The 16,638-nt window shown below is 66.7% G+C and carries 17 protein-coding genes; 5 read left to right on the forward strand and 12 right to left on the reverse strand.

Going from position 1 to position 16,638, the window contains the following annotated elements; translation table 11 throughout:
* Positions 1 to 185: 185 nt before the first annotated feature.
* On the forward strand, positions 186 to 1,154 hold the full coding sequence (locus BM066_RS00405; protein WP_089923407.1) for a proline iminopeptidase-family hydrolase: 969 nt from the start codon (positions 186 to 188) through the stop codon (positions 1,152 to 1,154).
* A 47-nt stretch (positions 1,155 to 1,201) separates the two neighbouring features.
* Here BM066_RS00405 and BM066_RS00410 read toward each other — a convergent pair whose 3' ends face one another.
* Both BM066_RS00410 and BM066_RS00415 read right to left on the reverse strand, forming a co-directional pair.
* Positions 1,202 to 1,846, reverse strand: coding sequence for a response regulator transcription factor (locus BM066_RS00410; protein WP_089923410.1), 645 nt, complete (start codon positions 1,844 to 1,846; stop codon positions 1,202 to 1,204).
* Positions 1,830 to 3,413, reverse strand: a complete 1,584-nt coding sequence (locus BM066_RS00415; RefSeq protein WP_089923412.1) for a PAS domain-containing sensor histidine kinase — start codon at positions 3,411 to 3,413, stop codon at positions 1,830 to 1,832. The genes BM066_RS00410 and BM066_RS00415 overlap by 17 nt, the downstream gene beginning before the upstream one ends.
* Before the next feature lie 352 nt (positions 3,414 to 3,765).
* Here BM066_RS00415 and BM066_RS00420 point away from each other — a divergent pair, with 352 nt between their 5' ends.
* Positions 3,766 to 4,365 (forward strand): winged helix-turn-helix domain-containing protein, encoded by a 600-nt coding sequence (locus BM066_RS00420; protein WP_089923415.1) that lies wholly within the window; start codon positions 3,766 to 3,768, stop codon positions 4,363 to 4,365.
* A gap of 34 nt (positions 4,366 to 4,399) precedes the next feature.
* Here the strand turns inward: BM066_RS00420 and BM066_RS00425 are convergent, their stop codons facing one another.
* The 3 genes from BM066_RS00425 to BM066_RS00435 all read right to left on the reverse strand — a co-directional run bounded on the left by BM066_RS00425 (position 4,400) and on the right by BM066_RS00435 (position 7,238).
* A complete protein-coding gene (locus BM066_RS00425; protein ID WP_089923418.1) occupies positions 4,400 to 5,206 on the reverse strand; it encodes a hypothetical protein in 807 nt (268 codons plus the stop codon).
* Positions 5,207 to 5,416: 210 nt separating this feature from the next.
* The gene (locus BM066_RS00430; protein ID WP_089923421.1) at positions 5,417 to 6,403 is read right to left on the reverse strand and encodes an alpha/beta fold hydrolase; all 987 of its coding nucleotides are present in this window, start codon (positions 6,401 to 6,403) and stop codon (positions 5,417 to 5,419) included.
* 76 nt (positions 6,404 to 6,479) lie between these two features.
* Positions 6,480 to 7,238, reverse strand: coding sequence for an alpha/beta fold hydrolase (locus BM066_RS00435; RefSeq protein ID WP_089923424.1), 759 nt, complete (start codon positions 7,236 to 7,238; stop codon positions 6,480 to 6,482).
* Between the two features lie 312 nt (positions 7,239 to 7,550).
* Here BM066_RS00435 and BM066_RS00440 point away from each other — a divergent pair, with 312 nt between their 5' ends.
* Together BM066_RS00440 and BM066_RS00445 are read left to right on the forward strand one after the other, a co-directional pair.
* Complete coding sequence (locus BM066_RS00440) at positions 7,551 to 8,231, forward strand: isochorismatase family protein (protein WP_089923427.1); 681 nt, start codon at positions 7,551 to 7,553, stop codon at positions 8,229 to 8,231.
* An 84-nt stretch (positions 8,232 to 8,315) separates the two neighbouring features.
* The gene (locus tag BM066_RS00445) at positions 8,316 to 8,642 is read left to right on the forward strand and encodes a FecR/PupR family sigma factor regulator (protein ID WP_089923430.1); all 327 of its coding nucleotides are present in this window, start codon (positions 8,316 to 8,318) and stop codon (positions 8,640 to 8,642) included.
* Here BM066_RS00445 and BM066_RS00450 read toward each other — a convergent pair.
* From BM066_RS00450 to BM066_RS00465, 4 genes are all read right to left on the reverse strand, one after another.
* Positions 8,639 to 9,418 carry a DUF6454 family protein gene (locus BM066_RS00450; RefSeq protein ID WP_089923434.1) on the reverse strand — a complete coding sequence of 260 codons (780 nt, stop codon included), beginning with the start codon at positions 9,416 to 9,418 and terminating at the stop codon, positions 8,639 to 8,641. The two genes, BM066_RS00445 and BM066_RS00450, sit on opposite strands and share 4 nt — an antisense overlap.
* A 59-nt stretch (positions 9,419 to 9,477) precedes the next feature.
* Positions 9,478 to 12,333: a TonB-dependent receptor gene (locus tag BM066_RS00455; RefSeq protein WP_089923437.1), complete on the reverse strand. Its 2,856-nt coding sequence runs from the start codon at positions 12,331 to 12,333 to the stop codon at positions 9,478 to 9,480.
* A gap of 83 nt (positions 12,334 to 12,416) precedes the next feature.
* The gene (locus BM066_RS00460) at positions 12,417 to 13,319 is read right to left on the reverse strand and encodes a FecR family protein (RefSeq protein ID WP_177218338.1); all 903 of its coding nucleotides are present in this window, start codon (positions 13,317 to 13,319) and stop codon (positions 12,417 to 12,419) included.
* 111 nt (positions 13,320 to 13,430) lie between these two features.
* Positions 13,431 to 14,018, reverse strand: a complete 588-nt coding sequence (locus BM066_RS00465; RefSeq protein ID WP_177218339.1) for an RNA polymerase sigma factor — start codon at positions 14,016 to 14,018, stop codon at positions 13,431 to 13,433.
* Between the two features lie 190 nt (positions 14,019 to 14,208).
* Here BM066_RS00465 and BM066_RS00470 point away from each other — a divergent pair, with 190 nt between their 5' ends.
* Entirely contained in the window at positions 14,209 to 15,096 is an 888-nt protein-coding gene (locus tag BM066_RS00470) for an alpha/beta fold hydrolase (RefSeq protein ID WP_089923445.1), read from the forward strand.
* A 9-nt stretch (positions 15,097 to 15,105) separates the two neighbouring features.
* On the opposite strand, the gene BM066_RS00475 is transcribed toward BM066_RS00470, so the two are convergent.
* From BM066_RS00475 to BM066_RS00485, 3 genes are all read right to left on the reverse strand, one after another.
* Positions 15,106 to 15,429 (reverse strand): hypothetical protein, encoded by a 324-nt coding sequence (locus BM066_RS00475; RefSeq protein ID WP_089923448.1) that lies wholly within the window; start codon positions 15,427 to 15,429, stop codon positions 15,106 to 15,108.
* A 116-nt stretch (positions 15,430 to 15,545) separates the two neighbouring features.
* Positions 15,546 to 16,130, reverse strand: a complete 585-nt coding sequence (locus BM066_RS00480) for a pyridoxamine 5'-phosphate oxidase family protein (protein WP_255367430.1) — start codon at positions 16,128 to 16,130, stop codon at positions 15,546 to 15,548.
* 73 nt (positions 16,131 to 16,203) lie between these two features.
* Positions 16,204 to 16,635, reverse strand: coding sequence for an OsmC family protein (locus BM066_RS00485; protein WP_089923697.1), 432 nt, complete (start codon positions 16,633 to 16,635; stop codon positions 16,204 to 16,206).
* Positions 16,636 to 16,638 lie beyond the last annotated feature (3 nt).

Consider the following 16,638-nt stretch of genomic DNA (forward strand, 5'->3'; position numbering starts at 1 on the left):
CGTCCAGGTTCGCCGCTTCGCCGGTGAGCTTGGCGTCAGTTAGCGGCGATGCAGGTCCCGTCCGGCGTCGCTGGCGATTTGCCGCAACGTATTACAGCTGAAACCAAACAGCCGTTGCGACTGAAATGGCCGCGAAGATAGACCCCAAGCCGCGCAGTTGCGCGTCAGTGACGGGAGTATGGACCATGACGAACACAGGTTTCACGCGACGCGGGACCTTGAAGGCCGGGGCGGGTCTCTTGGGGACCGGCCTCGTCGCCACGGCGGCTCCGGCCTTGGCCGGCATCCCTCAGACGGAGGGCTTCGCCACGGTCCCGGGCGGAAGGGTCTACTGGCGAAAATTCGGCGCGGGCGGCAAGGCGCCGTTGCTCACCCTGCACGGCGGGCCAGGCTCCTCGCACCAATATCTCTTGCCGCTTCAGGCCCTGGCCGACGAGCGTCCCGTCATCTTCTATGACCAGCTCGGATGTGGCCGCGCGGACGCCCCGGAGGACGATGACGCCTACTCGATCCAACGCTCGGTCGAGGAGGTGGACGCCGTTCGCGCCGCGCTGGGCCTCGATCAGGCCGTGTTGCTGGGGCACTCCTGGGGTGCGCTGCTCGCCGTCGAGTATCTGTGCCAGGGACGGGGCAAGGGCGTTGATCGCTTGATCCTCAGCGGCGCCATGGCCAGCATTCCCCAGGCCGTGGCCGGCTTCGAACGCCTCTTCGCCACCATGCCCGACGGCTGGGGCGACAAGATCCACGCCCTGGAGAAGGCGGGCAAGACGGGCACGCCGGAATACGGCGAGCTGGTCCAGAAGTTCTACGACACGTTCGTGCTGCGGGTTCCGCCCAGCCCCGAGGTCGTGGCCACCTTGGAGTCCCTTGGGAAGTCTCCGGCCTACCGCGTCCTCAACGGACCCAACGAGTTCACCATCGTCGGCAAGATCAAGGACTGGGATCGTCGCAAGGATCTCAAGGCGATCACGCAGAAGACCCTGATCACCACGGGCGAGTTCGACGAGGTCACGCTCGACTGTCACCAGACGCTGCGGGATGGCATCGCGGGCAAGGCGCGCCTGGCGGTCATGACCGGCTGCTCGCACCTGACCATGAACGAAAAGCCGGCGCAGTATAACGCCTTGCTGCGCGGGTTCCTGAACGAGGCCTAGAGCCTTCGCGCCGGCGGCGGGGGTCCCGCCGCCGGTTCGCTTCGAGTCTAGAGCGACTGGGCGGCCTCGGCCTTGGACAGCTGGTCGGCCATCCGCACCAGCTCGGGCAGGGAGTCGGCCTCCATCTTCTTCATGACCTGGCTGCGGTGAAGTTTGACGGTGGCCTCGGTGATGGCCACGCGATCGGCGATCTGCTTGTTGAGCAGCCCCGTGGCCACCAAAGCAAACACCTGCTTTTCTCGCTCCGAGAGCGTGTCGTAACGCTGGCGCAGGGTCTCGTCGCGCGTCGCTTCAGCCCGGCGCTGATGATCCTGGGCCAGGGCGCGATTCACCGCTTCGAGAAGATCCTGTTCCCGCACCGGTTTGGGCAGGACGTCGACGGCGCCGGCCTTCATCGCCCGGACCGCCATCTGAACGTCCACATGGCCGCTGATCATCACCACCGATTGAGCCGCGCCGCTTCGCGCCAGGGCTTCTTGGAACTCCAGGCCGCTGCGCCCCGGCAGACGAATGTCCAGGACGATGCAGCCGGCGCGCTCCAGAGCGCCCGCGTCGAGGAACTCCTGCACCGAGCCATAGATTTCGGTCACCAGGCCTACCGACTGGAAGAGCCCGTGGAGCGCCTCGCGAATGCTTTCGTCGTCGTCGATGACGGCGACGATCGCCTTTCCAGTTTTAGCGATTGACGACATCGGCGTCGGTTCCTTCCGCCAGAGGCAGGGTAAAGCTGAAGACGCTTCCACGCGCGCCATTGTTGGCCGCCCAGATCCGGCCGCCATGGGCCTCGATGATCGAGCGACAGATGGACAGCCCCATGCCGATACCCTCGGCCTTGGTGCTGAAGAAGGCGTCGAACAGACGCTCAGGGTCATCCTCTCCAAGCCCTGGCCCCGTGTCGGTCACGCTCACGATCGCGTCGCGCCCGCAGACCTGCGCCCGCACCGTCAGGCGTTGCCCGCCGGTGGCGCCGGCCATGGCTTCGAGCGCGTTCATGATCAGGTTGAGGATCACCTGCTGCAGCTGCGTGCTGTCGCCGCGGATGGCGAGGTTCTCGCCGATCTGCATCTTGGCCACGACGCCGCGTCTGGCCAACTCGCCCTGCAGGAGGTCGAGCACGACTGGGATCACTTGATCCAGTTGCAGCCGGTCCAGGCGCGGGGCGGACTTTCGCGCCAAGTTGCGCAGGCTGGTGATGATATCGCCCGCCCGGTGGCCGTCGCGGACGATCCGGTCGAGCGCTTGCCGGGCCATCGGAATATCGGGGGTGTCACCGTCCAACCAGCGCAGCGACGCGCTGGCGTTCATGACGATCGCCATCAGGGGCTGATTGACCTCGTGGGCGATCGAGACCGCCAGTTCGCCCATGGTCGTCATCCGCGTCACGTGCGCCAACTCAGTCTGGCTCCGGCGCAGTTCCTCCTCGGCGCGCTTTCGGTTCTCGATGTCGACATTGATGCCGAACCACTGGGTGAGCTTGCCCGCGCTGTCGAAGAAGGGGCTGACCCGCCACAGGAACCAGCGATACTGCCCGTCGGCGCGGCGGATGCGGGTCTCGGATTCACCCGGCTGACCCGACTGCAGGATGCTGACCCAGGTTTGCATCACCAGATCGCGGTCGTCCGGGTGAATGTAGTTCAGGAAGCCGTAGCCGATGATGTCCTCGAGCGTGGCGTCGGCGCCGGCGTATTCGAAGAACGTCTGGCTCCAGTAGGTGATATTGCCTTGCGCGTCGGCCCGCCAGGTCAGGCCGGGGATGGAGGCGATGATCTGCTGAAGCTGTCGCTCGCTCTCGCGCAGGGCGGCCTCGCTGTCGCGCAGGGCGTCGCGTCCGCCTTTGCGGTTCTCGATGTCGATATTGACTCCGGCCCATCCGATGAGCTTGCCCGCCTCGTCGAGCGATGGGCTGGCGCGGAACAGCATCCAGCGATAGACGCCGTCGGCGCGCCGCAAGCGCACCTCATGCTCGACCGCCTGGCCCTTGGCCAAGGCCGCCGCGCGCGTGCTCAAGAGGCCCTCGACATCTTCGGCGTGGACCGCGTCCAGCCACCCGCCCGCCAGGGCCGCGTCTAGGCTCTGTCCGATATAGTCCAGATAGGGCTGGCTCAGGAACGTCATCTCCCCGTCAGCGTCGGTCGACCAGACCAGTCCGGGCACGGCGTTGATCAAGCGACGCAGGTCGCGCGCCTCCCGATGGAGATCGGGCGGACCACCGGAGTGATCCAGGTCTTGATGGCGCTGTTCCACGCTCTGATCTTTCATGGGCCGATGGATTGAGGGGACGAGCGCCAACGTCTCTGGGGCGTGATCCAAAGCTATCGCGATCGCCGCGGCGCATCCACCTCACCAAGGTCTAGGCGGACTCGACTTTAGGTGAGGAAGACCTGACGACCCCGCTGCTGCGGGGGCGTGAGCGGACACGGCGTTGCCGCCCTAACCGCCGCGAGGGAACCCGGTGCGCCCTTGCGACGCCGAAATCCCGCAAATGAAGGATGCGACTAGACTAAGGTCGAGTCCGTCACGTCCACGGTCGAGAACAGCGCGACCATGGACGAATTGAACCCTGCCGACGCAGCGGCCTAAGCCTAGGGGGCACAACCCAAGGAGGCCGCTGATGACCCACGCTCCGACCTACGCTTTTGGTGAATACCTGTTCATTCCGCGCCGGCAGCTTCTGCTGAAGAACGGTGAGGCGGTGCGGATCGGCTGTCGGGCTCTTGATCTGCTCGAGGCGTTCGTGCGGCGCCCAGGCGAAGTCCTCAGCAAGCGCGAATTGCTCGAAGAGGCTTGGCCGAACATCACGGTCGTCGAGGGCAATCTGAAGGTTCACATCGCCGCCCTTCGGCGCGCGCTCGACGATGACGCGGACCTGGCGCGCTACATCGCCACCGTCAATGGCCGTGGGTACCGGTTCATCGCGCCGGTCGTGGTCAGCGACGCCTCGGCGACCCCGACGGGGAACGCGCCGCCGGCGATCACGGCCGAAGCCGCGCCCACCTCCGTTGGCCAACTGGAGGAGCGCTTCCAGGACATCGTCGCTTTGCTGGCCCAGACGATGCGGTCGACCGTGCTCGACCTGCCCTGCGAGGCGGGGATGGGCGATCTGCGCGCCCAGCCACGTCGAGTCTTGTTCATCGAGCTGACGCCACGCGACGAGGCTTGGATCGACGACATGTTCGCTCGGCGTCAGCCCATGCTGTCGGCGCTGCAGTAGGTCGCAACGCGGTCGAGCAAGGACGTCGGACGGCCTAGTACTCCCAGGGCTGACTGGCGTCGCGAAGCTCGCGCATCTCCTCCAGCGTCCGCTGGATGGGCCTGAAGTCCATCATGTACATCGGCATTTGCCATCCGTCGGCCAGGACGGCGACATGCTTATCGGCGGCCCGTCCTGTGATCAGGCCCCTGGCGTTGAGCGCCTCGAGGGTCGCCTGCAGCAGATCCCCGGTTTCCGACCAGCAGCGCTCGCCTTCGAAGGTGACCGCGCCCCAGATTTCTTCCAGGATCGCCAAGCCCTCGGCTGTGAAGAGCCCGAGGGCTTCCAGCGCATCGACGACCCGGTAGGCCAGGGGATCGAAGGCAAAGGGACCAAAACCTGGCGCCCCGGGCGCGTGCCACACCAGGTCGGTGTCCTCGTCGCCGGCGATATCCGCATAGAGCAGAGCCTCGCGCCGCCAGATCATCTGGTTGGGCAGGATGTACTCGCCATAGTCGCCCTCCAAGTCGTGGGAGGGGCGATGGCTATCGACGTAGTCTTGCAGCTGAGCCGCCGAAAGCGGCTTCCACGACTGGGCGTCGGCATAGATCAGCCGCGCCAGGTGACTGTAGAAGGCCGCCATCATCGGCCCGATGCGGCTGGCCTTGAGCTTCGCCGGGCAACGGGCGATATCGACCAGGATCAGGATCTTGGCGACCTCTTCGAGCGCGTGTCCTTCCAGGATCTCGGCCTCGCGCGAAAACCCCTTGAGCGCCTGGGACGCGGTGAGCAGGGATCGGGCGCTGTCGAGGATCACGGGCAAACCCTCGGCGATGAAGGCCATCCGGGCCTGCGCGTCCATATTGGCGAGCCGGCGGCCCTGCCGAAATCCAATCTCCCGAATATCCGTCGTCTGAGGCAAGGCGCGTTCTCCAAGGGATCACATCCTGCCAGCCAGCAAGATCCATGTCGCCAGTCCGCGGGTCCCTGTTGTCCCGCCGAACTTAATTCCAAACAGGCGAAGGCCGCGACGCCGGAGCGCCGCGGCCTTGCTCGTCGTTGAGGCGAGGTCTTACTTGGCGACCTTGCGATCCAGGAAGTCGTGGATCAGCGGCGCCATCTCGCTGAGACGATCCTCCAGGGCGAAGTGGCCGGAGTCGAGAATGTGGATCTCGGCCTTGGGCAGGTCGCGCAGGTAGGGGTGAGCGCCTTCCTCGGGGAAGATCTTGTCGTTCTTGCCCCACACGATCAGGGTCGGCGGCTGGAAGTCGCGGAAGAACTTCTGGAAGTCCGGATAGAACGGCACGTTGGAGCCGTAGTCGCCCAGCATGTCCAGTTGGACGTCGCGGTTGCCCGGACGGTCGAGCAGGGCCTGGTCGTGGACCCAGTTGTCGGGGCTGATGCGCGAGACATCGCCCATGCCGTCGGTGTACTGGAACTTGGTGATGTCCAGGGTGACCAGACCGTTCAGGGCGTCACGGTTCTTCTGCGAGCGGTCGCCCCAGTAGACCTTGATCGGGTCCCAGAACGGCGACTGCAGGCCCTCGGTGTAGGCGTTGCCGTTTTGGACGATCAGGCCGCTGACGCGCTCGGGGTGCTTGAGCGCCAGGCGGTAGCCGATCGGGGCGCCGTAATCCATGACGTACATGGTGTAGCGCTTCAGACCGAGCTGGCCGACCAGCTTGTCCATAACCTCGGCCTGGTTGGCGAAGTTGTAGGCGAACTTCGTGTGGTCCGGCGCATCGCTCTGGCCGTAGCCCGGATAGTCGGGCGCGATGACGCGGTACTTGTCGGCCAGCAGTGGGATCAGGTTGCGGAACATGTGCGACGAGGTCGGGAAGCCGTGCAGCAGCAGCACCACCGGACCGTCCGCCGGACCGGCCTCGCGATAGAAGACCTTCACACCGTCGATGGTGGCGGTCTTGTAGTGGATCACCGGCGGGGCCGGGCGGGTGGCGGCGGCCTTGGGGGCCGGGGCGGCCATGGCTTGCGGCGCGGCCAGATTGGCGGCGGTGAGCGTGATGGCGGCCAGGGCCACGGACGTGAGCAGGCGTTTCATGGATATCTCCTAGGGTTTTCAGGGGAGGGGAAGGAGCCTCGCCGCGGTAGGCGCGGCGAGATCGTCTGGTCGGCGACTACTTGGTTTCGTCGGCCGCCATCGCGATGAAGTCGGCGACGTATGCGGGCTTGGAGAGCATCACCGCATGGCTGCTCGGGGTTTCGACGAGCGTGGCCTTGGCCCGCACCGCCATCGCGCGTTGGGCCGCCGGCGGGATCATCAGGTCCTGCGTCGCCAGGAGGTAGTAGCTGGGCTTGGCCTTCCAGGCCGGCGCGGTGATCTTGGCGCCCACCGCCCCCAGGCCCCACGGCACCTGCGAAGCGGCCATGAAGTGGGTGACCTTGGGATCGACGTCGGCGGCGAAGGCCGAAGCGAACTTGGCCGGGTCGATCTGGATGAAGCCGTCCTTGGGCGGCAGCAAGGGCGCGGGCGGCGCGCCGGGGACGGGCGTGCTGGCCAGCTGCAGGACGGACTCGCCGGCGTCGGGCGCGAAGGCGGCCAGATAGACCAGGCTCTTGACCTTGGGATCGGCGCCGGCCTCGGTGATCACCGCGCCGCCGTAGGAGTGGCCCACCAGGATGACCGGATGCCGAGCCTGAGCGATAGCTTGGCGGGTCGCCGTCGCGTCGCCGTCCAGCGTGATGGTCGGGTTCTGGACGATCAGGACCTCGTAGCCCTTCTTCTCCAGCAGGTCGTACACCGGACGCCATCCGGAGGCGTCGACGAAGGCGCCGTGGACCAGGACGATGGACACGGGCTTTTCGGCGGCGAAGGCCGAATTGGCGGACGCGGCGGCGGCCAGGGCCGCGATCATTCCAACGAGGGGGCGTTTCATCATGTTCTCCATGGGGCGACCGAGCCCGAGGTGGGCGTTGGTCACTAGGAATAGTCCCTTGGAGAAATTTGTGGGGTTAGGCGTGGTAAAGGGCGGTCAAGGGATGGGATGGGGAGGCATAGCTGGTCCAAAGAGGACTGTAATGGCGTGGCACGGAGGGTCTATTTAAGAGTCTTGATTTGGTCGCATGGAGGTAATACCGGGATTTACAGCGCTTTACTGGCAAGGGGGCGCGAAGCGGGTGATGGTCGATTTGCGCGGGGCGTCCTTGGTGGTCGTCGGCCGCGGCGCGATTCATTCGAGGAAAACCCCATGACCACGTCGTCGAACACCAAGACCAGCGTCCTGCCCACTGGCGGCGGCGCGGCGCTGATGGACCCGTCCGATGCGGCGATCCTGCTGCTGGATCACCAATCGGGCCTGTTTCAGACCGTCAAGGACATCCCGGTCGCCGACCTTCGCCGCAACGTTGAGATGGTCGCTCGCTTGGCGACCCTGCTGAACATTCCGGTGATCACGACCGCTTCTGAGCCGACCGGCTCGAACGGGCCGCTGATGCCCGAGATCCACGAGCTGGCGCCGCACGCGGTCTATGTGCCGCGCAAGGGCGAGGTGAACGCCTGGGACAACGGCGACTTCGTCGAGACGGTCAAGGCGACCGGCCGCAAGACCCTGATCATGGCCGGTGTCTGGACCAGCGTCTGCGTGATGTTCCCGGCCCTGGACGCGGTGGCGGCCGGCTATGAGGTCTATGCCGTGGTCGACGCCTCGGGCGATCCCAGCGAGATGGCCTCGCGCACGAGTCTCGCCCGCTTCGTCCAGGGCGGGGTCAAGCCGACCTCGACCAACGCGCTGCTTAGCGAGCTCCACCGGACCTGGGCCCGCCCGGAAGCCGCCGAACTGGCCAAGCTCTACGGCCTGGCCGCGCCCAACTACGCAGCGGTGATGGAGAGTTTCCAGAAGGCCCAGGCCGTGGCCAAGGCCAGCGCCTAGCCGCCGTGGGCGGACCCCGGCGGGGACCTCTCCCCCAGCCTCGCCGGGGTCACCCGGGCCTGAGGGATGCGTTGAGCGCCCCACTTGGAGGTGCTCGATCCCTTTCTCTTCTTATCTCCTAGGGCAGCCATGACGGACGAAACGCTTCGTACCGACGCCGCACGGGAGCGCGCCATTCTCCGGGAGGCGGCGCGTTGGCTGGCGCGGGAAGACGTGGGTACGGTCGACCAGGAAGAATTCGACGCCTGGCTGGCGGACTCTCGCCACGCTCTGGCCTATGCCCGCGTGTTGGACGCCATTCGCTGGGCCACGCTGGCCGCTCAAGAACTCCATGGTCAAGATCCATCGGCGATCGAACGCCTTGTCGAGAGCGTCTCCAAGCCGGTCTCGAGGGATCGCGACGAGGTTTAGCGGCCCGTGAGTTTGAAGTGGAACATTCGGCTTGGGCCATCCTCAGGCACAAGGTAAAGGTCGCGGCCCCTGAGGGTCATGCCTTCCTCCGTGTACCGGATGCCCCGATCCGTCGGGCCCGCCGCGCGGCTGTCGACCAGCTTCATCGAGGGCCAGGCGAACCAGTCGATGGCGCCGGCCTTGGGGCCCAGAGCGCCGGACCCGACCAGCTTGCCGCGCTCGAACTTCATGTCTTGATAGCGGGTCGGGGCGGGGTTCTTGACCACCCGAACCTGCCGACCCTGCCGGTCGAACACATAGAGCAGCCGGCTGTCCCAGTTGCCGGCGACCAGGCCACGCCCGGACGCCGCCACGCAGCCCAGATGGTCGGCGACGGCGATCTTCCGGCGGATGGTCATGGTTTGCTTGTCGATCTCGACCAGGACGGCCGAGCTATTGGCTCTGTACTCCGCCACCGGCGCCCAGATCGACCCGCCGTGCATCGCCATGCCGCCGGGGTGGTAGCGGACGCCGTCGGTGATCTCGAGCCGACGCTGGAACTTGCCGCTGCGCCGATCGAACTGGTGGATGTAGCCCTTGTGCGCGCGGGTATCGACGGACGTGACCCAGATGTGCTGGGCGTCCAGGTCCATCCCCTGGACGTGGAAGAGCTCGCCGTCGAGCGGCAGAACATCGACGAGCCGGGCGCGCTCGATCGCCGGGACGGACTGGGCCGGCGCCGCGCCGGTCAGCAGCAGAAGGGCCGCCGCTGCGGCCAGGACGCGGTCTCGGATCATCAGGTCTTCCAAGCAAAAAGGCGGGGCCGGTCTGAGCCGGCCCCGTAGTCGTTGGGGAACTAGAAGGTGGTCAACTGGAAACCCAGCCAAACCGTGCGGCCGTTGTTCTTGATCTGGTAGGCCGGGCCGTAGTTGGTCACGCCGTAGCGGTCGGTGATGTCCTGATCGAGCAGGTTGCGGCCCTCGACCATGACCCGGAAGTTTCGGCTCACCTGCCAGCTGGCTTGCAGGTCCAGCAGCGGGTCGTACTTAGTGCGCCGGTCGTTGGCCGGGTTGTAGCTGAGGCTCGGGACCGACGACTGTTCCTGCAGATAGAGGTTCGCCGCGAACGGACCCTTGTTGTAGGCCAGCGAGGCGTTGAAGAAGTGGCGTGGCGCGGCGTCGACAAGGCGGGTGTCGCTGGGCGGCACGCCGCCGCCGCCGTTGATCGCCGTGACCTGGTAGACGAGATAGTCGTAGGACAGGGTCAGGCCCAGATTGCCCAAGCGCGCCGGGATCCACGGCAGCTGCGGATCGGACCAGACGGCTTCCAGGCCGCGGACCTTGCCGTAGACTTTCTTGCCGTTCACCTCGCGGACGTTGCTGGTGTAGGTGATCACCTCGCGGATGCCGTCGGCGCCGATCGACTGGCTGCTGCTGCTGGCCGATATGTCGCGCAAGTCCTTGGCGAAGGCGCCGAACGAGAGGTAGGCCGAGCGACCGTAATAGTACTCGGCCGAGGCGTCGAAATTGGTCGAGCGGATCGGCATCAGATAGGGGTTGCTGTAGCTGATCGAGCGCGTGACCGGCACGTCGTAGCTGGTGATCAGGCGGCGCGAGGCGCTGTTGATCGCCGGCCGCTCCAGCGTCTTGGTGAAGGCCCCGCGCAGCTTCAGGTTCGAGGTCAGGTCGTACGAGCCGTAGGCGCTGGGCAGCACGTGCCAATAGTTCTGCTCGTAGTGGCCCTGGATGTAGCGGCCCACGGTGTCGGGCTCGTACTGATCCAGCTCGCGATGGGTGTGGGCGGCGCGGACGCCGGCCGACAGGCGGGCGCGATCCCAACCGTACGAGACGATGCCGTAGCCGACGCCGACCTCTTCGGAGCCGTTGAAGTTCTGGCCGTAGCTGTCGGCCGGGTCGGCGGCGTAGAGGCGGTTGGCGTCGGGCGAGTGGGTCCCGCGCGTGTTCACCAGGTTCAGGAAGGTGTCGACATTCCAGTCGACCGGCTGGAACTGGGTCAGGCTGGACGCGCCGGTGACTTCCGACAGCAGGACGCCGCTGGTGGGCAGGACGCGGGCATAGCCGCGCTGGACGTTGCTGCGGTCCAGGGTCTTGAGCTGAGCGCCGGCCTTGAAGCCCAGGCCCTTGTCGGTCAGGTCCATGTTATGGGCGTAGTCGATGCGCGCGAAGTAGTTCTGGTCGCGGCTCAGGGTGTCGCCAACCGTGACCTTGGAGTTCAGGCGGTAGTTGGCTGGATTGCCGGTCAGGGCGTTGGCGCCGGGCGTGAAGGCCAGTTCGTCGTCGCCGAACGTGTAGCCGACCGGCGTGGTCAGAGCGCTGGAGGCCAGCACGAAGCCGCTGGTGGCGACCGAGCCGGCCAGCACGCGGTTGTAGGTCACGCCCAGGCGGACCGACAGGCTGTCCTTGTCGCTGATCGCATAGTCGCCGCCCAGCTGGACGATGTGGTCCATCAGCTTGGGATGGCCGGCGTTGAAGCCGTAGGTCGACGAGGCGGCGTTGAACTGGCCGGCGTTGGCCGTCGGGTTGCTGACGCCGGCCGCCGAGACGGTGACCGTCGCGGTGCGCTGCTCGGTGCGGAAGTCGTGCTCCAGATAGAAGTATTCGCCGAACAGCGAGAGCTTGTCGCTGGGCCTGTAGTCCAGGCGCGCCATGGCTGAGACGCGCTGGCTGGCGCTGTAGGTCTCGCCCTTGGTCAAGGCGCCGTTGGGGACCAGGGTCCCGTTGATGCTGCTGAAGCTGGCGACCGAGACGGCGTCCTGGCGCGAGCCGAGGCGGTCGAGGCTGGCGCCGACGGCCAGGCCCCACTTGCCGGCGTCGTCCAGGCCGCCCTTCCAGGAACCGGCCAGGCGCACCGGCCGGCGGGTGTCCATGACGCCGTCGTCGCGGTTGTTGGCGCCGACATAGGCGCGGAAGTCGGCGACGTGCTGGCCGCCGCTGTCCAGGCCGCTGATCGTGGTCAGGGCCACGTGGGCGGAGTTGGCGTTCTCGTCCAGGTCCGGCGTCACGGTCGAGGTGACGGTGACGTTCTTGATGAAGTTGGCCGACAAGAGCTCGGTGGAGGTGGCGCGCGAGCCGTTGACGTAGTCGGTCAGCAGCACCCCGTCGATCGACTGCGAGGCCGCGGCGTTGTTGAGGCCGCGGATCTGGACGTAGCGGTTCTCGCCGCTCTGGGTCTCGTTGCGGCGCACGCCCGGCAGGCGGGCCAGGACATCGGAGACGTCGAGATTGGGCAGACGCTGGATTTCCAGCTGGGTGATGGTGTTGACCACCGTGTCGCTGCCCCGCTTCAGGTCGCCGGCGCGCGGGCCGCTGGTGACGATGATTTCCTCCAGGGCCGTAGCCGCGTCGGCGGCGAGCCGAGCATCGTCCCGACCGGCGCCGGCCTGCAGCATGATCATCTTGCCATCGTCGCTGACGATGCTGAGATTGGAGCCGGCGATGAGCTGGGTCAGGGCCGCGCGGGGCTCCATCGTCCCCCGGACGGCCGGCGAGCGCCGTCCGGCGGCCGCTTCGCCCGGGAAGAAGATCTGTACGCCGGCCTGGCGGGCGAACTGATTGAGCGCCTCGCCCATCGGCTGGGCCTTGATGTCGAAGGCGCGTTCGGCCGCCACGCTGACGGCCGGAGCCGCCACGATCGCGGACGTGACAAGGAGCGCCGCGAAAAGCGGCGTGCGTGCATGAGCACCACGGTTCATGGCTTTGAAATCCTCTGGCCAGGCGCTCTTTGCGCCCCCCTACCTCCAAGGATGGTCGGCGACGAAAACGCCTCCAAATCAGCTCAGGAATTTTTTCGCGACAGCAGCATCGCCTGCTGCGACGGCGTCACGCGGACATTCATCGTCGTCTCCAGCGCCCGCAGGAAGGCGCTGGGGTCGTCGGCCACGAACCGCCCGCCGACCCGCAAGCCGCTGAGCTGCGGGTCGGCCAGGACGATCTTGCGCGTCAGGTGGCGGTTGTATTCCTCGATGGCGCTGGACAGCGGCTCGTCCACGAACAAGATCTCGCCGCTGCGCCAGGCGAGGGTCGCGGCGATGTCCTGCTCGGACAGCGGCCGCGCCAGGGGGCGCTCGGGCGTCAGGGCCAGGGCGGCCGGGCCGTGAACCGGCGCGGCGTTCGAGCCCTCCGCGCTAGCCTCACCCTTCAGCACGACCAGATCCAGGAGACCCTCGCGCAGACGGGCGTTGTAGCGGCCCGGTCCGAGCAACGCGCCGACCACGCCGCCCTTGAGGTGGACTGGGCGCGCGCCGGCGGTGATGTCCAGGGCGATCTCGCCGCGTTCCAGCCAGAGGCGAAGGCCCTGATGATCCGCCTTCCAAGACGCGGCGCTGTCGGTGTTGAGCGTCAGGCCGCCGGCGTCGGCGAGGTTGACGTGGCGCATCCCGCCGACCGGCGTGGAGGCGCGATCGCGCGCATTGACCTTGCCGGCGATCAGCGCGCCGCCTCCGAGCGAGAACACGGCCAACCCTGCCGCGATCGCGCCGCGACGGGTCGGGTCCAGCTTGCGGGCGCGTTTCACGGCGGGGGCTTCGGCGCCGTCGGTCGTGACGCGGCGCGCGGCCTCGGAGACGCGAATGAACGCCAGGGCGTGGCGGGGATCTTCGGCGCGCCAGCGTTCGAAGGCCGCCTCGTCCAAGGTCCCGAGGTCGGCGCGCGCCAGCCACTGCGCGGCTTCACGCAGCACTGGATCGTCTCCGGCCTTTTTCGAAGCTCGCGGCATTTCGAACACGTCCGGGGTCACCCTTTCATCCGCCTATCTTAGGAAGATGTTTGGGCGCGCGAACGCCACCACATTTCAGGAGCGCTTGGTCGAATTTTTTCGGCGGCCCTCATCCGTCTTGGCCGGACGATCTTCCAACGGCAGGGCAGGGGTCGGAGCCAGCGCCTTGGCGACGAGATAGTGAGCGCGCGCGAGGCGCTTTTCCAAGGTGGAGGGGCTGACGCCCAAGTGTTTGGCGATCTCGCGCGGCGAGCGCTCTTCGATGCGCCGCATGACGAAGACGCGGCGGCAGCGCTCGGGCAGGTCTTTCAGCGCGGCGTCCAGCTGGGCCAGCTGCTCGCGGCCGGAAAGGACCCGAAACGCGTCGGGGCTCTCGTCGACGACGTCGAAGTCCTCGGCCAGGGTCAGTTGCTCGAACCGGGCGATCTTGGCGCGACGCAGCTTCTCGAACGCCAGGTTGCGCATCATGCGCAGCAGATAGGGGTGGGGCGCCTCGATCTGGGCCCAGCCCTCCACGGTCAGGAGACGCGCGAAAGCTTCCTGCACCAGGTCGCGCGCCGCGTCCGGATCGTTCACCAGCTTGCGCGCCGAGGCCAGCAGCATCGGCTCGAGCGGCAGGATCTGGTCCATAAACCATTGGTCGATGGGGCGAAGGTGCGACAAGGCTGGGCCGTCCTGCATCGGGTTGGCCGTGGCTAGGCGCGATCGGTGTCAGGCGCGTGACAGTTTGACGATTGTTTCAGTGAGCCATCGTCGATGGCGCACCCACGACTTCACCCAGCCTTACAGCGCTTTACTGTCGTCGCCGCGCTGATCAGATCATCGTCGAGGGGCTCCAATGAAAGGATCCCCGATGCCGAAGCTCAATCCGTCCGAGATCGTCCTGCGACGCGCCGATGTCGGCGACGTCTCGATCTTCTATCGCGAGGCCGGAAGCCGTGAGCACCCGACGATCCTCCTGCTGCATGGCTTTCCGACCTCGTCCCACCAGTTTCGCCACTTGATCCCACACCTGGCCGAGCGCTTCCACGTGGTCGCGCCCGATCTCCCGGGCTTTGGCTTCACGACAGCGCCTGAGGGGTTCGAGTACAGCTTCGCTAGCCTGGCCAGGGCGATGGAGGCTTTTACCGACGCCATCGGGATCAGCCGCTACGCCCTCTACACCTTCGACTACGGCGCCCCGGTCGGACTGCGCCTGGCGCTCGCCCGGCCGGGCGCGATCACGGCGATCATCTCGCAGAACGGCAACGCTTACGAGGAGGGGCTTAGCGACGGCTGGGCGCAGACCAAGACTTTCTGGGCCGATCCGTCCGCGGCCAATCGCGAGTCCATGCGGGGGATGTTCACCCTTGAGGCGATGCGCTGGCAGTACACCCATGGCGCGCCGGACGAGACCCAGGTGGCGCCTGAGGGCTACTGGCTAGACCACGCCTTGATGTCGCGGCCGGGGAACGCGGACATTCAGCTGGGGCTGATCGCCGACTACGCCAACAATGTCGCGCTCTATCCGCGCATCCACCAGTATTTCCGCGAACACCAGCCGCCGCTGCTGGCCGTCTGGGGCGCCAATGATCCCTTCTTCCTGCCGGCCGGCGCCGAAGCCTTCAAGCGCGATCTGCCCGACGCCGAGGTGCACTTCCTCGATACCGGGCATTTCGCCCTGGAGACGCATGCGGGCGCAATCGCCGGCTACATCCAGGACTTCATGGGCCGGCTGCGGCCCGAGCGCGTCCGGCCCTAGAGGTCGCGTCTAACGCGGCGCCGGCGGCGCGACCCAGCCGTCGGCGTTGTCGATATAGGCCTTGCGGCTGGCCTTGTCGTACAGGCAGAGCTTGGCGTTGTTCGAGCCGCGAGACCGATCCGACACGAGCATGGCCACTTTGCCGACCCGATCGTCGAACCCGATGACCGGTGAGGGCCGAGCGTTGCGGTAACCGGCGGCCGCCAGGCAGCTTCGGGTGACCCGCTGATTAAACTCGGCCCAGGCGCTGGGGCTGGACGCTTGCACTGCGCTCGCCGTCATCGACGCGGCGGTCACGCAGGCCAGCACGATCAGGTTCGTTTTCAGATGCATAAGTGTTCCCAAGGATGAGCGCCCCGCTCGGCTGACAAAACGTCCGTCACCCTGGGCGGTTTCTAGACGCGGCCAGCGACCTGTGGACAAGCCCGCTCGCCGAGCCGCACCGGCGCTTAGCCTTCGGCCGTTATGCGTTCGCGCAGCGCGCGGTTTTCAGCTTCGAGCGCCTCGATCTTCTGATGCAGGGGCTGCACGGCGCGGGAGATTTCGGCCTCGGTGAAACGCGGGACGATGTGCTGCGGGCAGTTCCAGTCGAAGGCCGCCAGACGGAGCTTGAAGATCCGCTCGGGCCGGGCTCGGTAGGTCTCATCGGAGACCCGCTCGAGCAGGCCAGGTTCGGCGTCGAGGGCCAAGCGCTCGACATGCGCCAGGATCTTCAATCTGGCGCGGCGGGGATAGTCGACCAGGATCAGCGCCACGCGGTCATTGGCGTCCAAGTTGCCGACGCTGATGTACTGGCGATTGCCGCGAAAATCGGCGAACGCCAGCGTGGTCTCGTCAAGGACCTTCAGGAAGCCGGGCGGACCGCCGCGGTATTGCACGTAGGGCCAGCCCGTCTCCGAAACGCTGGCCATGTAGAAGCTGTCGCGCGCGGCGATGAAGGCCTCCTCGTTTTCCGTGAAGGCCTCCATCTGTCGATCGACCTGGCCCGGCGTCCACAGGTGGTCGACGCCCATTTCGGCTTGGGCGGCTTTCACGCTCGCCGAGGTCGCAAGATCAAGGAAGCTGTACCGGCTCACAAGGAGGCCCTCCTGGCTCTGAGCGTCTGAGCTATTCGACCAAGGCCGCGTCTAGGGTGATTTCCGCGTTCAGCAGCTTCGACACCGGGCAGTTGGCCTTGGCGCCGGCGGCCAGTTTCTCGAAGGTCGCTTGGTCCGCGCCGGAAATCCGGGCCTTCAAGGTCAGATGCGAGGCGGTGATCGCGTAGCCGCCGTCAACCTGTTCGAGCGTGACCTTCGCGGACGTGTCCATCTGATCAGCCTTCAGGCCGGCCTCGCCGAGAACCAGCGACAGCGCCATGGTGAAGCAAGCGGCGTGGGCCGCGCCGATCAGCTCTTCGGGATTGGACCCGGGCTGGCCCTCGAAGCGGCTGGCGAAGCCGTACGGATAGGTTTGCAGAGCGCCGCTCTCGGTCGAGATCGACCCCTTGCCGTCCTTGATGCCGCCGCTCCAGGCGGCCGATCCGGTTCTAACGATCTTCATGGT

The organism is Caulobacter sp. UNC279MFTsu5.1 (genome assembly GCF_900114015.1).
GTDB lineage: Bacteria > Pseudomonadota > Alphaproteobacteria > Caulobacterales > Caulobacteraceae > Caulobacter.

Excerpts from the sequence above, each read along its gene's own strand:
- BM066_RS00440 (WP_089923427.1), top strand. The coding sequence starts at position 7,551 with ATGACCACGTCGTCGAACACCAAGACCAGCGTCCTGCCCACTGGCGGC.
- BM066_RS00485 (WP_089923697.1), bottom strand. The coding sequence starts at position 16,635 with ATGAAGATCGTTAGAACCGGATCGGCCGCCTGGAGCGGCGGCATCAAG.
- BM066_RS00430 (WP_089923421.1), bottom strand. The coding sequence starts at position 6,403 with ATGAAACGCCTGCTCACGTCCGTGGCCCTGGCCGCCATCACGCTCACC.
- BM066_RS00405 (WP_089923407.1), top strand. The coding sequence starts at position 186 with ATGACGAACACAGGTTTCACGCGACGCGGGACCTTGAAGGCCGGGGCG.
- BM066_RS00415 (WP_089923412.1), bottom strand. The coding sequence starts at position 3,413 with ATGAAAGATCAGAGCGTGGAACAGCGCCATCAAGACCTGGATCACTCC.
- BM066_RS00450 (WP_089923434.1), bottom strand. The coding sequence starts at position 9,418 with ATGATCCGAGACCGCGTCCTGGCCGCAGCGGCGGCCCTTCTGCTGCTG.
- BM066_RS00470 (WP_089923445.1), top strand. The coding sequence starts at position 14,209 with ATGCCGAAGCTCAATCCGTCCGAGATCGTCCTGCGACGCGCCGATGTC.
- BM066_RS00455 (WP_089923437.1), bottom strand. The coding sequence starts at position 12,333 with ATGAACCGTGGTGCTCATGCACGCACGCCGCTTTTCGCGGCGCTCCTT.
- BM066_RS00410 (WP_089923410.1), bottom strand. The coding sequence starts at position 1,846 with ATGTCGTCAATCGCTAAAACTGGAAAGGCGATCGTCGCCGTCATCGAC.
- BM066_RS00435 (WP_089923424.1), bottom strand. The coding sequence starts at position 7,238 with ATGAAACGCCCCCTCGTTGGAATGATCGCGGCCCTGGCCGCCGCCGCG.
- BM066_RS00475 (WP_089923448.1), bottom strand. The coding sequence starts at position 15,429 with ATGCATCTGAAAACGAACCTGATCGTGCTGGCCTGCGTGACCGCCGCG.
- BM066_RS00420 (WP_089923415.1), top strand. The coding sequence starts at position 3,766 with ATGACCCACGCTCCGACCTACGCTTTTGGTGAATACCTGTTCATTCCG.
- BM066_RS00425 (WP_089923418.1), bottom strand. The coding sequence starts at position 5,206 with ATGGACGCGCAGGCCCGGATGGCCTTCATCGCCGAGGGTTTGCCCGTG.